At 70.8% G+C, this 14193-nt stretch carries 14 protein-coding genes and 2 tRNA genes; 9 read left to right on the forward strand and 7 right to left on the reverse strand.

Going from position 1 to position 14193, the window contains the following annotated elements; translation table 11 throughout:
• Positions 1-32 precede the first annotated feature (32 nt).
• Genes VM889_04580 through VM889_04590 form a run of 3 tightly spaced genes read left to right on the forward strand, consistent with a single transcriptional unit; the run spans position 33 to position 1297 of the window.
• Positions 33-374, forward strand: a complete 342-nt coding sequence (locus VM889_04580; GenBank protein ID HVL47812.1) for a DUF2795 domain-containing protein — start codon at positions 33-35, stop codon at positions 372-374.
• Positions 375-426: 52 nt separating this feature from the next.
• Positions 427-708 carry a thiamine-binding protein gene (locus tag VM889_04585; protein HVL47813.1) on the forward strand — a complete coding sequence of 94 codons (282 nt, stop codon included), beginning with the start codon at positions 427-429 and terminating at the stop codon, positions 706-708.
• 37 nt (positions 709-745) lie between these two features.
• Positions 746-1297: a hypothetical protein gene (locus tag VM889_04590; protein ID HVL47814.1), complete on the forward strand. Its 552-nt coding sequence runs from the start codon at positions 746-748 to the stop codon at positions 1295-1297.
• Here VM889_04590 and VM889_04595 read toward each other — a convergent pair whose 3' ends face one another.
• A complete protein-coding gene (locus tag VM889_04595; protein HVL47815.1) occupies positions 1298-3367 on the reverse strand; it encodes a helix-turn-helix domain-containing protein in 2070 nt (689 codons plus the stop codon).
• Between the two features lie 156 nt (positions 3368-3523).
• Between VM889_04595 and VM889_04600 the strand changes: the two genes are divergently transcribed.
• Positions 3524-3598, forward strand: a tRNA-Gly gene (locus tag VM889_04600).
• Between the two features lie 107 nt (positions 3599-3705).
• On the opposite strand, the gene VM889_04605 is transcribed toward VM889_04600, so the two are convergent.
• The 4 genes from VM889_04605 to VM889_04620 form a co-directional block, all read right to left on the reverse strand.
• Positions 3706-3779, reverse strand: a tRNA-His gene (locus tag VM889_04605).
• Between the two features lie 151 nt (positions 3780-3930).
• A complete protein-coding gene (locus VM889_04610; protein ID HVL47816.1) occupies positions 3931-4539 on the reverse strand; it encodes a helix-turn-helix domain-containing protein in 609 nt (202 codons plus the stop codon).
• A 155-nt stretch (positions 4540-4694) separates the two neighbouring features.
• On the reverse strand, positions 4695-5096 hold the full coding sequence (locus VM889_04615) for an OsmC family protein (protein ID HVL47817.1): 402 nt from the start codon (positions 5094-5096) through the stop codon (positions 4695-4697).
• Positions 5093-6175, reverse strand: a complete 1083-nt coding sequence (locus tag VM889_04620) for an ATP-NAD kinase family protein (protein ID HVL47818.1) — start codon at positions 6173-6175, stop codon at positions 5093-5095. The genes VM889_04615 and VM889_04620 overlap by 4 nt, the downstream gene beginning before the upstream one ends.
• 302 nt (positions 6176-6477) lie before the next feature.
• Here VM889_04620 and gcvT point away from each other — a divergent pair, with 302 nt between their 5' ends.
• The gene (gene gcvT / locus VM889_04625) at positions 6478-7545 is read left to right on the forward strand and encodes a glycine cleavage system aminomethyltransferase GcvT (GenBank protein ID HVL47819.1); all 1068 of its coding nucleotides are present in this window, start codon (positions 6478-6480) and stop codon (positions 7543-7545) included.
• Between the two features lies 1 nt (position 7546).
• Here gcvT and VM889_04630 read toward each other — a convergent pair whose 3' ends face one another.
• Positions 7547-8416 carry a hypothetical protein gene (locus VM889_04630; GenBank protein ID HVL47820.1) on the reverse strand — a complete coding sequence of 290 codons (870 nt, stop codon included), beginning with the start codon at positions 8414-8416 and terminating at the stop codon, positions 7547-7549.
• 149 nt (positions 8417-8565) lie between these two features.
• On the opposite strand from VM889_04630, the gene gcvH reads away from it, so the two are divergent.
• The 4 genes from gcvH to VM889_04650 all read left to right on the forward strand — a co-directional run bounded on the left by gcvH (position 8566) and on the right by VM889_04650 (position 13776).
• A complete protein-coding gene (gene gcvH / locus VM889_04635) occupies positions 8566-8961 on the forward strand; it encodes a glycine cleavage system protein GcvH (GenBank protein ID HVL47821.1) in 396 nt (131 codons plus the stop codon).
• 9 nt (positions 8962-8970) lie between these two features.
• Entirely contained in the window at positions 8971-10323 is a 1353-nt protein-coding gene (gene gcvPA, locus VM889_04640) for an aminomethyl-transferring glycine dehydrogenase subunit GcvPA (GenBank protein HVL47822.1), read from the forward strand.
• A complete protein-coding gene (gene gcvPB, locus VM889_04645) occupies positions 10320-11837 on the forward strand; it encodes an aminomethyl-transferring glycine dehydrogenase subunit GcvPB (GenBank protein HVL47823.1) in 1518 nt (505 codons plus the stop codon). The genes gcvPA and gcvPB overlap by 4 nt, the downstream gene beginning before the upstream one ends.
• A gap of 172 nt (positions 11838-12009) precedes the next feature.
• Positions 12010-13776: a hypothetical protein gene (locus VM889_04650; GenBank protein ID HVL47824.1), complete on the forward strand. Its 1767-nt coding sequence runs from the start codon at positions 12010-12012 to the stop codon at positions 13774-13776.
• Between the two features lie 69 nt (positions 13777-13845).
• On the opposite strand, the gene VM889_04655 is transcribed toward VM889_04650, so the two are convergent.
• On the reverse strand, positions 13846-14010 hold the full coding sequence (locus VM889_04655; GenBank protein ID HVL47825.1) for a hypothetical protein: 165 nt from the start codon (positions 14008-14010) through the stop codon (positions 13846-13848).
• Between the last annotated feature and the right edge of the window lie 183 nt (positions 14011-14193).

The raw sequence follows: 14193 nt of genomic DNA on the forward strand, positions 1-14193 counted from the left end.
GTCCATGCACACGGCGGTCCCGAGAAGGGGCCATGACGGCGCCGGGAGCCGAAGACGGGCAGGGGGCGTCGGGCGGTCGGGGCGCCTGGGAGAAGCGCGAGCACCAGGAGGTGTTCCGCGCGCTCGCCGAGGCGCTCGCCGCGATCCGGTTTCCCGCGACCAAGGGGCGCCTCGTCGAGGAGGCGGGCGGCGCGGCCGTGAGCGGCACGCTTCCGCTCATCCGCTACCTTGAGTTCCTGCCCGAGCGCCGGTACCGCAGCGCCGACGAGGTCGTCGCCGCGCTCGAGGACCGCTGGCACGCGACGCGCGACGCGCGCGGCCAGGGTTGGGGCGCGAGCGAGCGGGGCGGCGCCATCCCCGAGGAGATGCGGTAGCACCGAGGCGTGGGCCGAAGGCCTGAAGCCTCCCCGCGGCGCCAAATTCCGCATGATCGTCGCGGAGCTGCGCGTCGTCACGCTCGGCGAGGGAACGTCGCAGGAGGCGCCCGTCGCGGCCGCCGTCCGCGTGCTCGAGGAGCGCGGCTTCGAGCCCAAGGTCGGTCCCATGGGCACCGTCATCGAATCGGAGTCGCTCGAGGACATCCTCCTCGCGGTCGAGGCCGCGCACGCGAAGCTGAGACAGACGGCGGGCCGCATCGTCACGGAGATCACGATCGACGAGCGGCTCGACCACGAGGAGACGGCCGAATCGCTCTCCCGGATCGCGTGATCGGAACCTTTTCGGTGGCCCGCGAGGGTCCGGTTGCGTGCGCGCCCTCGTCCTTCTCGTCCTTGCGTCGGCTCTCGCGGGCTGCGCGGCGGATCCTCCCGCATCGACGCCCCCGCCGGCGCTCGATGCGACCCTCCGGCCCATCGACGTCGCGCCCGACGCCGCGCTCGCCGAAGAGGTCGTCTACCCCGACGCCTTCTCGCTCGCGGACGCAACCCCCGCGTGGGCGTCGAGCGCCGAGCTTGCGGACTGGGGTCTCGTGGAGGCCGCGCGGCGCGTCATCGACCTGCCCAACGGCTCGCGCGTCGAAAGCGGCGCGTTCGTGTTCGCGACGCGGGAGCAGGCGTCCCGGGTGCTCGCGGCGATCGACGCCACGTACGAGGCCGAAAACGGCTCGTGGTCGCGGCGGCCCGACCCGCGCGCGGGCGACCGGTCGACGCTCTACCGTCTCGCGGACGCGGGCGTGGACGCGTACGTCGCGAACGTGCGGTCGGGCTCCGTCGTCTTCCAGGTGTCGGCCCTCGGCCCGCTCGTCACGGAGGAGCACGTCGCCGGTTGGGCGCGCGCCCTCGCGGCGCGGCTCGCCTGATCACGGGAGGAACCCGAGGCGGCGCAGCTCCGCGCGCGTGCGATGCACCGCGGGCGCGCTCATCGCGAGCCGCCGCGCGGCGGCGCGAAGCGTGAGCGCGGGCTCCTCGACGAAGAGGTCGTACACCGCGCGCCGCGCGCCCTTCGAGAGGGCGGCTTCGCGCCTCGCGACGTCGGGAGGCACGGTGCCCGCGACGTAGTAGCCTCCCGGCTCGACGCGAAGGATCACCCGATGCTTCACGAGCTGTCTCAGGTGGTGATCGGCGCTCGTGCGCGGAACGCCCGCCGCCTCGGCGAGGGCCGCGGCCGAAAGCCCCGGCCGCGCGACGAGGACCGCGTGGATGGCCGCCCGCGTCGGATGCTCGAGGAGGAGGCGGCGGCGGAGACGCGTGTAGAGCGCGCCGAAGCCGAGACGTCCGAGGACCGCCCCGCCGGTGACGCCGAGGAGCGCGGGGGCGGAGAGGGCGAACGGATATTCGGCGAGCGCGTTCATCGCCGCTTTGTCCGGCGGCGGGCCGAAGCGGTCGAGGAGCGACGCCGTGGGGGTGACCCGCTCCGCGCGGAAGAGCGCGAGCGCGCGACCGGTCTCGAGGTCGAAGTCGACGGCCGCGCCGGACGCGGGCTCCGCGAAAAAGGGCGAGCGCGAAAGGGGAAGCGTCGAGACCACAAGGCCCGCGCGGTCACCCTGGCTCGAGAGGCTCAAGGTGCGGGAGCGCTCGCGGGGACTTTCGTCGACCGGCTCCGCGACGGGAGCGAAGCGCGTGTAATGGACCGAGTGCACTTCGTCCTTCCCGATTCCGAGCCCCTCGAGCGCGCGGAGCACGATCGACGAGTCGACGGCTTCGATCGGATCCAGTCGCGCCGCGAGGCGGCGGTCGGGAAGCTCCCACCCGCGCGTCAAGGCCGGTTTGGCGGGAAGGAGGGCGCCGCTCTTCCCGACGAGCCGGTAGGCCTCGACGAGGAACGCGCTGCGCTCGTCGGCGAACGTCATGCGCCAGCGCCCCCCGGACGATTCGTGCCGGAGGTCCGGCGGCGGCGACGCCTCGCGCTCGTAGTCGGCGCTCACGAGGGCGGCGTGAGGGTGGCGCGCGAGGAACGCGGCGAGGCCGAGCGCCGGGTCGGCGACGGCATCGCGGAGGGCCTCCGCGAACGGGTAGGGGAGCGCGAGGGCGCGCTCGTCGAGCGCCCGCGACGCCGCGCGGCCGCGCGGCGGCGGCGCCTGCGTCTCTTCCGTGGGGAAGGCGACGGTCGGCCCCTCCCCGGCGGCGTACGCGACAAGTTCGAGGGCGTACGGGAAGCGCGTGAGCGGGAATTCCCCGTTCGTCCCCGCGGTGAGACGCGCGACCCCGGGGACGCCCTCGACGAGGGTGACGGTCCAGTCGGGCGCGGCGGGATCGAGGGGAACGAAGCGGAACGACAACGCGCGCCGGTCGAGGAACGCATGCGCGACGGCGGGCTCCGAGAGGAGGTCCTCCGTCGACGCGACGCCGGCCTCGAAGTCCGAGAGATTCAGCCGCGCGCCTTCGCGGACGACGAGCCCCGGCGCGGGGCGCGGCATGAGGATGCAGGTCCCGTGGCCGAACGTCGCGGAGGCGAGGCTCGTCAGGGTCGATCTTGGCGCGCGGTCGAGGGGGTCGGGGTCGCGCGATTCGTTCGACGTCCAGGCGTGATGCTCGGCCCACGCGATGTCGTGCCGGACCGCGCGACCGTGCGCGCCGGCGTGACATTGCTCGCGCCTCACGGGGTCGACCGAGTCGTCAGGGTTCGTCCGGAAGGTCTCGAGCCGGAACGTGAGGACGTCGCGCGGAAATCCCGCGCCGTCGACGACGACGCGAGCGTCCTCGACGAGGAGCGCGGCCACGTTCGCCGACGACAGGGCGGCGCCCCCTCCGTGCTGCGGGGCGCGGACGCTCATCACGTGGTTGATGAAGGCCCCGTGGTAGAGGAACGCGTCGCCCGAGCGCGGCGCGGGGACCGTCCACTCGACGGGGGGGCTCGCGACGGCGGGCGTCGCCAGGGTGGTCGCGAGAAGGACGGCCGCCACGAGAACGCCGCGCGTCAGGTTTTCCATCGTCTCGGCCCATGAGAAACGGGTGTCGGGATGAACTCATTCGTCGCGCGCGCTAGCGCGTCCCTTGCACGCCGTCCCGCCCCCCGAAGGCGTCATATAGGGGTTCTGCGATGATACGCTACGCCCGACCTGGTTTTCCAGGACGGTCGATCCATCGCGGATGTAGTGTAGTCTGGTCTATCACATGGCGTTGCCAACGCTTTAACTCGGGTTCAAATCCCGACATCCGCACTCGTCGCCGGTCCCATGGACCGGGTCTCTTCTGGCCATCGAAAAGGGTCCGAGCGCGGGCTCCGTCGCGCGCGAGGCGGCGCCCGGGGTGGGCGTCCGCGCTGGAGGGCCGGGGCCGAGATTTGAACTCGGGTCACAGGATCCACAGTCCCGAAGGATAACCAGGCTACCCCATCCCGGCCAGAGGGTGGGAACGTTGCGTTGAAGGAAGGCCGTGTCTTAAACGTTTCGCGCGGGCGGAAAGGGCCCGCGACGCGGCGCCCGCGCTCGCGACTTGGAGTGGAAAGGAAACGGGCGCGGGGCTCGCGCCCCGCGCGGCCGACGCGCGAGCGTCAGCTGAAGTACTTCGCGATGACCTTGCGCTCGGCGGCCTGGAGCCGGTTGTGGACCGCGGCCTTGCTGATGCCGAAGATGCTCGAAAGGTCGTCGAGCGTCACGTTGCGCGGCGTGTTGTAGAACCCGAGCGCGAGGGCCGTCTTGATGACCTCGAGCTGCTTCTGCGTGAGGTTCTCCGAGAACGCGCCGTGGATCTGCTGCTCGGGGTCGAAGTCGTCGATGCGGACGAGCTTGAAGTCGCTCCAGCGGCCGGCCTTCACGCCCTGCTCGTAGGCGGCGAGCATCGCCGCGAGGTCGACCTTGCCGGTGACGACGAGGCGCACGTGCAGGTAGCCGTTGTGGATGAGCGCGGGCTGGACGAGGACCTCCGGGCCGAAGTGCTCGAGCGCGAAGGCCGCCGGGTTGCCCGTCTTGCGGATGGTGTCGAGCGACACGCTCGCGCGGAACGTGACCTGGTCCTTCGTCTGGCGCACGATGTCGGCCGTGTCGAAGGATCCCATGAGGACCTTCGTCGTCTCCTGGGCCGCGGCTTCGGGGCCGAGGACTGTGGCAAGGAGCCGCACAGTCTGGTTGGAGACGTCGTGGGAGACTTGGTTCAAGATCACGCGGACATCGGGATTCTTCCCTGACACGATGCAGGGGGCAAAAGTGTCGCTACGAATCTTGTAGACGACTTCGGTCAGACTCATGCGGGTATCGCCGTTCCCGGCATGATTGGGATGGGATATATTCCCTACGGTAAAATGCTCTCAACATCGTGTCAACCACGCGCGAGCGCGCGATGGACGGGGAAGGAGAGCAGCTGGGAGATCGTGCACGCCTTCTCGCTCAGGCGGAACACGGTCTCCACGTCCTTGTCGGAGGCTGTTCCGCCGACTTCGACGCGCAGGCGCATCGCGACGACGACGCCGCGATCGTCGAAATCCATCTCGGTCACGCAGGCAAGCGATCCGAGCTCGACCTTGCGCTTCTCGGCGATCTTCCGCATCGTCGTGAGCGTGCAGGAGGCGAGGGCGGCAAGCAGGTACTCGCTCGCCATCGGTCCCGAGTCGGTCCCGCCGAGGTCGGCGGGCTTGTCGCAGCGGATCGTGTGGCCGCGGATCGCGATCTCGGTGGTCTTCGGCGCGACGAGGACGGCGCGCGCAATTTCGGTGCTGGTCATGCGGCATCCTTCTCCATGCGGGCGAGGCGGGTCACGTGCGGACCCGTGGTGACGGGGACGAAGCGGGGGAAGGCCGCGTCGAGGGCGGGGTCGCCCGTGTCGACACGGAGCACGGGCGTCTCGATCATCTTCGTCGGCGTCGCGACGACCTTCACGGCCTCGACGCCGAGGCGCCGCAGCACCGCGGCGGAGACGACGAGGTTCCCGCGCCCGAGCACGAACCCCTGCCGACCGATCGGGCTCACGACGACGCGGGCGCCGGGCGCGAGCGCGAGGAGGTCGCGCTCGCGCGCGTCCTTCACGAGGAGCTTCCCGTCGCAGACGACGTCGATGCCGAGGAGCGTGCCGTCGACGCCGAGCGCGCGCTTGACCTCCATCATCGTGCCGCCCGCGCCAAGAACGTGCGGGACGCCGGGCTCGAGCGCCTCGGCGACGGCCTTGCCGAGCGTCACCTGCTCCACCTCGTCGTCGGTGCCGGCGGCCTTGCCGCCCGCGACCGCCCGGTGGACGGGGACCTTCACGAAACCCTTGAGGGTGACCGCGACCTCGCCCGCGCGGAAGCGTCCCTCGTCGACGTCGAGCACCTCCCCGGGGGCGACGTCGTCGAATCCCTCGACGACGCGCGCGGCGCGCTCGGGCGTGTCCGCGTAGACGGCGCTGTACATCTTGCTCCCGGCGGGGATGCCGAGGACGGGCACGCGGTCGCCGACGGCGTCCGCGACATCCGCGGCCGTTCCGTCGCCGCCGACGAAGACGAGGACGTCGGGCGCGAGCGCGAGGAGGGCCTTCGCGGCCTCGCGCGTGTCGTCGGCGGTGGTGGGCTCGGACGGGACGTGCGCGACGATCGCGCTTTCGCCGGCCTTCTCGAGGACGTCCTCGCCCATGGGCGCGCCGGCGGTGAGGAACGTGTGCGCGCCCGCCTCGAGCGCGCGCACGAAGCGCAGCGCCTTCCCGGCGGCTTCGGGCCGCGCGCCGCGCGCGAGCGCTTCGGCGGCGACGCCGTCGCTGCCCTTGAGCGCGACGCGGGCGCCGAGGCCCGCGACGGGGTTGACGAGGAAGGCGATCCGGCGCGCGCGCACGCGCCGCCGACGACGCTCCCCCGACATAAGCGCTCGCCACCGGTCCCGGTCCCGGTCCCGGTCCCGGTCCCGGTCCCGGTCCCGGACCCGGTCCCGGACCCGACGCCCGGACCCGAATCCCGGCGCCCGGCGCCCGGTCCCGGTCCCGGCCACCGGTCCCGGCGCCCGGCGCCCGGCTCCCGGCGCCCGGTCCCGGTCCCGAACCCCGGCGCCCGGTTCCCGGGCCCGGTCCCGAATCCCGGGCCCGGCGCCCGTCGTTCACCGCAAACCTTCAAGGAGGCCTTCCGCGCTCGCGGGTTTCGATGACGCTCCTGCGGACGCCGCTCTACGACCTGCACGTGAAGCTGGGGGCGAAGATCGTCCCGTTCGCGGGCTACGAGATGCCGGTGATGTACTCGAGCGTTCTCGAGGAGCACGAGGCGGTGCGGAAGGCGGCGGGTCTCTTCGACGTGTCGCACATGTCGAACCTCTGGGTGACGGGCCCCGAGGCGGTCGCGACGCTGAACCGGGCGTTCGTCGCGGACGCGTCGAAGGTGCCGGTGGGCGGCACGAAGTACACGGCGGCGCTCAGGCCGGACGGGACGATCGTGGACGATCTCTATATCTTCCACGTCGGGAAGGGCTACCACGTCGTCCCGAACGCGGGGATGAACGCGGAGGTCGCCGGGATCCTCCGCGCGGCGGGCAAGGCCAACGTCGAGGACGTCACGCGCGAGACGTGCATCCTCGCCTTGCAGGGTCCGAAGGCCGCGGCGATCCTCGAGCGCTTCATGGGGCGCTCGTTCGCGGACCTGAAGCGTTTCCACCTCACGCAGGCGCCCGCGCTCGGCGCGGACGCGTTCATCGCGCGCACGGGCTACACGGGCGAGGACGGCTTCGAGCTGTTCGTTCCCGCGCGGGAGGGCGCGCGCGTCTTCGAGGCGCTCCTTGCGGCGGGCGCGGAGCACGGGATCCGCCCCTGCGGCCTCGGCGCGCGCGACACGCTCCGGCTCGAGAAGGGCTACTGCCTCGCGGGCCACGAGTTCAAGGGCGGCCGCACGCCGCTCGAAGCCGGTCTCGGCTGGCTCGTCGCATGGGACCACGACTTCACGGGCAAGGCGGCCATCGAGGCGCAGAAGGCGAAGGGCGGGCACGCGAAGCTCGTGGGCGTCAAGCTCACGGAGCGCGGCATCCCGCGCGAAGGCAACGAGGTCCGCGCGGAGGGCCGCGCGGTCGGCGTCGTCTCCTCGGGGACGCAATCGCCGGCGCTGCGCGAGGGCATCGCGCTCGCGTACGTCGAGCCCGCGTTCGCGAAGCCCGACACGCCGCTCGAGGTCGTGATCCGCGACAAGCCCGTCGGAGCGCGGGTCGTGAAGCTGCCGTTCGTGTGATTCAGCCCACGGTCGCGTTCGCCTCGAACACGGTCCACGAGGTCGGGGCGCAGAAGCAGGTTCGGTGCGCATACACGACGACCCGCACCTCGCCCGGCTCGAGGCCTTCGATCTTGGCGATGACGCGGGGCGCGCGCGGCGTCGCGGGCGCCAGGCACGAGTCCGATTGGCCGCTCTTCACGAAACCAACGAGCGTGCGCGTTCCATGGCTCTCCACGAGGCGGAACGGGCCGGCCGCGCCCGCAACCGCGTCGCAATCGATGTCAAGGAACACGCCCTCCGTGAAAGTCGCGACGAGGGTGCTCCCTTCTGTCGTGACATTCAGGCCGGAACCGGTCGGGACGTAGTTGTCGCGGGCCCGGGTTTCGACGGCGTTCCCGAACGAAACGAACACGGCGGAGGCGTTCACCGCGCGGCTCGGCCACCGTTCGGGGCCCTCACCCGTGGAGTCCTCCCACCAGACCGAGAAAGCGACGTGCGGCGCAGGACCGACGAGGACCTCGACGTCCCACGTCGCGCCGGCCTCCGGGACCTCCCGCGGCGTCCAGGACTCCGTTTCCGGGACGTCGGCCCATCGCATGAAGGGGGCGAGCCCGAGGGTTCCGCCTGTCGCGTTGCCCGCACGCTCGATCGCGAGGCGCACGCGGGCGACGTCGCCGGGCGCCCCGACCACCTCCCCGGGCGTCGCGGTGAAGCGCCAAGGGCCTGCCACCGTCACCCGGGGCGCGGGATCGACCGGCCCCTCGGCCAAGGGGGCGCCTGGGCCGGGAGGTTCATCGGTCGCGGGCGCGGCGGGTCCCCGGTCGCTCGCGGTGAGGCAGCCGGCCGACACGAGGACGAGGACGAGGAAGGTCGCGCCGAGACGACGCATGAACTCCTGATGCATTCCTCGTGGAAGGACGTTTCCTTCCGGTGGGGAACGGCCCCGACACGCCGACGTCGCGCGCGCGTCCGTAACCCAGAAACCTTCATGACGGGTACGCTCCTCTGGCGCCTTGGTAAGGGCTCCGAGGGTTCTCCATGGCCAAGGAAACGAAGGTGCCGGAACACCTGCGCTACACCGCCGAGCACGAGTGGGTCCGCGTCGAGGGCAAGGTCGCGACCCTCGGCATCACGGACTACGCGCAGGACGCGCTCACGGACGTCGTCTTCGTCGAGCTCCCCGACGTCGGCGAGTCGTTCAAGCACGGCGACTCGATGGGGGTCGTCGAGAGCACGAAAAGCGTGAGCGACATCTACGCGCCCGTCTCCGGAAAGATCGTCGAGGTCAACACGGCGCTCGAGGACAAGCCCGAGCTCCTGAACGACGACCCCTATGGCGAGGGCTGGTTCGCGAAGATCGAGATGTCGGACCCCTCCGAGGCCGGAAAGCTCCTCGACGCCGCGGGCTACCGCAAGACGATCGAGAACGCCTGAGGAATTACGATGCACTTCATGAGCGGCGCCGCCGACCGCGACGCGATGTTCGCGGCCCTGGGCATCACGAGCTACGAGGATCTCTTCAAGGACGTGCCCGCGAGCGTCCGGACGACGCTCCGGCTCGCCGCGGGCGCGAGCGAGCTCGACGTCCGCCGCGAGATGACGGCGACGCTCGCGAAGAACCACTCGTTCGAGAAGCGCCCGCACTTCCTCGGCGCCGGCTCGTACCACCATTACGTGCCCGCGATGGTGAAGCCGCTCATCCTGCGCGGCGAGTTCTACACCTCCTACACGCCGTACCAGCCGGAGATCCTGCAGGGGATGCTCCAGGCGATGTTCGAGTACCAGACGTTCGTGACGCGGCTCATGGAGCTCGAGGTCGCGAACATCTCGATGTACGACGGCCCCACCGCGCTCGCGGAGGGCGCGCTCATGGGCGTCCGCGCCTCGCGCGGCAACGACGTGCTCGTCCCCGCGAACCTCTCGTGGGAGAAGAAGAGCATCGTCGCGAACTACGTGAAGGGCTTCGGCGGGAAGCTCGTCGAGTTCGGCTACGACCGCGAGACGGGCGAGGCCGACCTCGCCGACCTCGAGTCGAAGGTCGGCGCGTCGACCGCGGCCGTCCTCCTCCAGAACCCCAACTTCTTCGGCGTGTTCGAGTCGCGCGCGGGCGAGATCCGCGGCATCCTCGACCGCAAGGCGCCCAAGGCCTTCTTCGTCGTCGACGTCGGCGACCCCTACAGCCTCGGCCTCGTGCGCGGCCCCGGGTCGTACGGCGCGGACGTCGCGGTCGGCGAGGGCGGCGCGGTCGGATCCGGCACCTGGTTCGGCGGCCCCGCGCTCGGCCTCTTCGCGACGAAGTGGGACCACGTGCGCCGCATGCCCGGCCGCATCGTCGGAGAAACCGTCGACGCGAAGGGCGAGCGCGCCTACTGTCTCACGCTCTCGACGCGCGAGCAGCACATCCGCCGCGACAAGGCGACGTCGAACATCTGCTCGAACGAGGCGCTGAACGCGCTCGCGTTCTCCATCACGCTCGCGGCCCTCGGCGAGGAGGGCTTCCGCGACGCGGCCCTCGCGTGCGCGGACCGCGCGCGCCGGCTCGCGAACGAGGCCGTGAAGGTCCACGGCGTCACGCGCGCCTTCACGGGCAAGTCGTTCCACGAGTTCGTCCTCAAGACCGAGGTCCCGACGTCGAAGGTCGCGGCCTCGTTCGCGAAGCAAGGCCTCGTGGGCGGCCTCGATCTCGCGAAGTGGCACCCGGAGCTCGGCAACGCCGCGCTCTACTGCGTCACCGAGGCGCACCCCGAAAGCGCGCTTTCGGGCTTCGCGGCCGCGATCCAGGAGGCGATCAAGTGAAGCCCGAATTCCGCCAGGCCCGCTGGCCCACGCCCGTCCTCTTCGAGCGCGCGTCGAACGGCGCGGGCGACCGGTATTTCGCCGCCCCCGCGAGCGTGTCGGCCGCGGACTTCGCGCCCGCCGATCTCGCGCGCGACCGCCCGATCGGCATCCCGACGCTCGGCGCGACGGACGTCACGCGCCACTACACGCGCCTCTCCCACAAGAACATCGGCGTCGACACGAGCTTCTACCCGCTCGGATCGTGCACGATGAAGCTCAACCCGAAGGTGAACGACGAGATCGCGACGCTGCCCGACAGCCTCGACATGCACCCGCTCGTCGGGGACGAGCATTCGCAGGGCTCGCTCCAGGTCATCCACGCGCTGCAGGAGGTCCTGAAGGAGGTCGCCGGGATGGACGCGGTGACGCTCCAGCCCGCGGCCGGCGCGCAGGGCGAGTGGACCGCGATGCTCATGACGCGCGCCTACTTCGAGGCGAGGGGCGAGACGCGCGACGAGGTCATCGTGCCGGACAACGCGCACGGGACGAACCCGGCCTCCGCCGCGATGGCGGGCTTCAAGGTCATCGAGATCCCGTCGAACGCCTCGGGCGGCGTCGACCTCGAGGCGCTCAAGGCCGCGCTGTCCCCGCGCACGGCCGCGTTCATGATCACGAACCCGTCGACCCTCGGCATCTTCGAGGAGAACATCACGGAGGTCGCGAAGCTCGTGCACGCCGCGGGCGCGCTCCTCTATTACGACGGCGCGAACTTCAACGCGATCATGGGCGTCACGACGCCCGGCAAGATGGGCTTCGACATGGTGCACTTCAACCTGCACAAGACGATGACCATCCCGCACGGCGGCGGCGGCCCCGGTTCAGGCCCCGTCGGCGTGAAGGCGCGCCTCGCGCCGTTCCTGCCGGTGCCCGTCGTCGAGAAGCGCGGCGACCGCTACGTCGCGAGCTACGACCGCCCGCAGTCGATCGGGAAGGTCAAGGCGTTCCACGGCAACTTCGTGGGATACATCCGCTCGCTCGTCTACGCGAAGATGATGGGCGGCGACGGCCTCACGGAAGCCTCGAAGCGCGCGGTGCTCAACGCGAACTACCTGCGCAAGCGGCTCCAGGAGGCCGGCGACTTCGACCTGCCGCACCGCGAGATCCGCATGCACGAATTCGTGATCAGCGCCTCGCGCCTGAAGAAGGAGAAGGGCGTGCGCGCGCTCGACGTCGCGAAGCGCCTCCTCGACTACGGTTACCACGCCCCGACGGTCTACTTCCCGCTCATCGTGGACGAGGCGATCATGATCGAGCCCACGGAGACGGAGTCGAAGGAGACGCTCGACGCCTTCGTCGACGCCATCACCTCGGTCGCGCGCGAGGACCCGGCGGTCGTGACGAGCGCCCCCCACAACACGGCGATCGGCCGCGTCGACGAGGTCAAGGCCGCGAAGGAGCCCCGTTTGACCTTCGACATGGGCGGGCGTCGCGGCGCGACCCCCGCGGATCCGACGGGCGCCCGCGTCTGCTGAGACGGTCGGATGCGGCGGGACGCAAGGCGTCCCTGCCGGTCGGCCGATGCGGGCCATCACCGGCTCGGGGTTTTCCCTTTAAAGACCCGAAGTCCATCTCGCGAGAAACGTTTTAATGCCGCATTCCGGTGCGCAACGGCCGGGTCCTCGACCCGTAGGGAGGCCATCCACCATGAACACCGCAACCAAGGCCCTGTTTGTCACAGCCATGCTCATGACTGTCTCGGGCGCCGCCCTCGCTTCCATCCGCAACGTCGGCGTGGGCGAGGTCGAAGCCGAGAACCACATCGTCATGGAGGGACGCGGACAGCGCAACAACCTGTCCTCGGTCCCCACGGAACGCACGAAGATCCTCGACTCCTTCGCGTACTCGACGTACACGGAGCTTCCGAGCGGCGGCCCGTGGAACGTGCGCGGCGTGCACGCCTGCGACCCCGCGAAGAACACCGTTCACGTGAACGGCAACTGCGTCTACCGCGAGCCCCCCGGCCCCGGCCGCACGACGGGCCTTCCGAAGGTCATCCTCGCCGGCGCGTCCGAGTGGGGCGCCTGGTACGGGTACTGGGCCGACAACGGCAACGGCGTCATCGACAACCTCGACCGCACGATCGGCGGCTCGCCGAACCCCGCGAACGACTACGACTCGATCGTCAACGGCGAGATCGTCGTCTTCATCGAGCCCGGGGACCACCCGACGGTCACGTCGAGCGACCTCCCCGGCGCGCGCAGCCCCGACTTCTCGATGCGCCCGCCCGGCAACATGGCCGACGGCAGCCCCGGCAACGGGTACTGGGACCAGGGCCAGGGCTGGCCGATCCTCTTCTGGGACGGCACGCTCCTCCGCACGTACGAGGTCGTCACGGTCGCCGACCCCGTCGCGACGCCCGGCGGTCTCCTCCGCACGAAGGACTGCCCCGAAAACGCGGTGAAGTGCCTCATCGACATCGACGACTACGCGGCGATCGCGCCCGGTCCCCTCACGGCCCTCTACGCGAGCTCCGCGGGCCCGATGATCGATGCGCTCCCGCCGCCGAGCCTGGCCTCGTCGCACCACTTCGAGCACCCGATCTGCGACCCCGCGCACGGGCCGGCCAACCAGTGCGAGACGACCGGTCCCCTCGCCCGCAAGATCCAGCCGCCGTACGAGAACCCGCGCTACAACCTGCGCAGCACGAACAAGGACTACGACTACAACGCCGGTCCCGGCGCGTGGATCGACACGCAGGTCGCCTACACGCTCTGGTCCCCGGGCGTCACGAGCACGGTGTTCGTCATGAACCCGCTCTCGACGAACGGGTACAGCATCGGCCCCTGCAGCGACTTCGCCGAGGAGAACAACGCGCAGCACTGCGTCGCGCCGGGCTACCTCGAGCTCGACGTGCGCGTCGGCGCGTTCCACGACCTCGACCAGAACGGGTGGATCGGCCAGAACCAGGGCGCGGACCCCTACGAGTTCGGCAACAACCCCGACGGGAACGACTACGACAACGGCATCAAGACGGGTGAGTTCTCGGGCTACTGCGCCGACGCCCCGGCGGGCGAGGCGGTCAAGAAGCTCCGCATCGAATACACCCTCACGCCGACGGGTCCGAACGGCTGGGGCCCCGCGGGCGTCGTCACGCACTGGAAGTTCCCGACGAACGCCGCGACGGGCGCCCTCGCGTCGAGCGTCGCGAACGGCGAGATCGTCCGCGAGAACACGGCGATGACGAGGCACTACACGGGCAGCGAGCCCGTGAAGATCCGCGCCTACTGCTACGGCGACCAGGCCAACTCGGCCTACACCGCCGAGCAGGTCGTCCTGTTCCCGCAGGGCACGGCGGGGATCACCTTCGACATCACGTCGAAGCCCCACCCCGTCGCGTGGAAGGACCCCGTCGAAGGCGACAAGACCGCGATGGTCTCCGACACGGTCTCGGTCTCGTCCTGGCTCCTTTGAGCCAGAACGCCACGGGCGGCCGAAACCCGGCCGCCCCTTTCTTTTCCTTTCAAAACAGTCGAGCGGACGCTACGCCGCGACGCCTGCGTCGTCGTCGAACCACTTGCCGCTCGTGGGCTTCAGGCCCATGCAACCCGCGCAGGCCCACTCGAACAGGCAGCTCGCGCACGCGATGTCGGGGCCCACGCCCTTCACCCAGGCGCGCGACCCGCAGTCGGGACACTCCGCGAGCACCGGGGCGCCGCAACTCCTGCAGGCATCGTGCCAATGCGCGTGATGGGGCAACGGAACCGACCTCGCCGACGGCCGACCGGACGGGCCGGCCGCGGTACGATCCATCGGGCGCTCTGGGGTTATAACTCCTTTCCGTAGAGCCCAGTGACCGTTTCCACCCCGCTGATGCCACACCCGTACGGG

The organism is Candidatus Thermoplasmatota archaeon (assembly GCA_035540375.1).
Taxonomy (GTDB): Archaea; Thermoplasmatota; SW-10-69-26; order JACQPN01; family JAJPHT01; genus DATLGO01.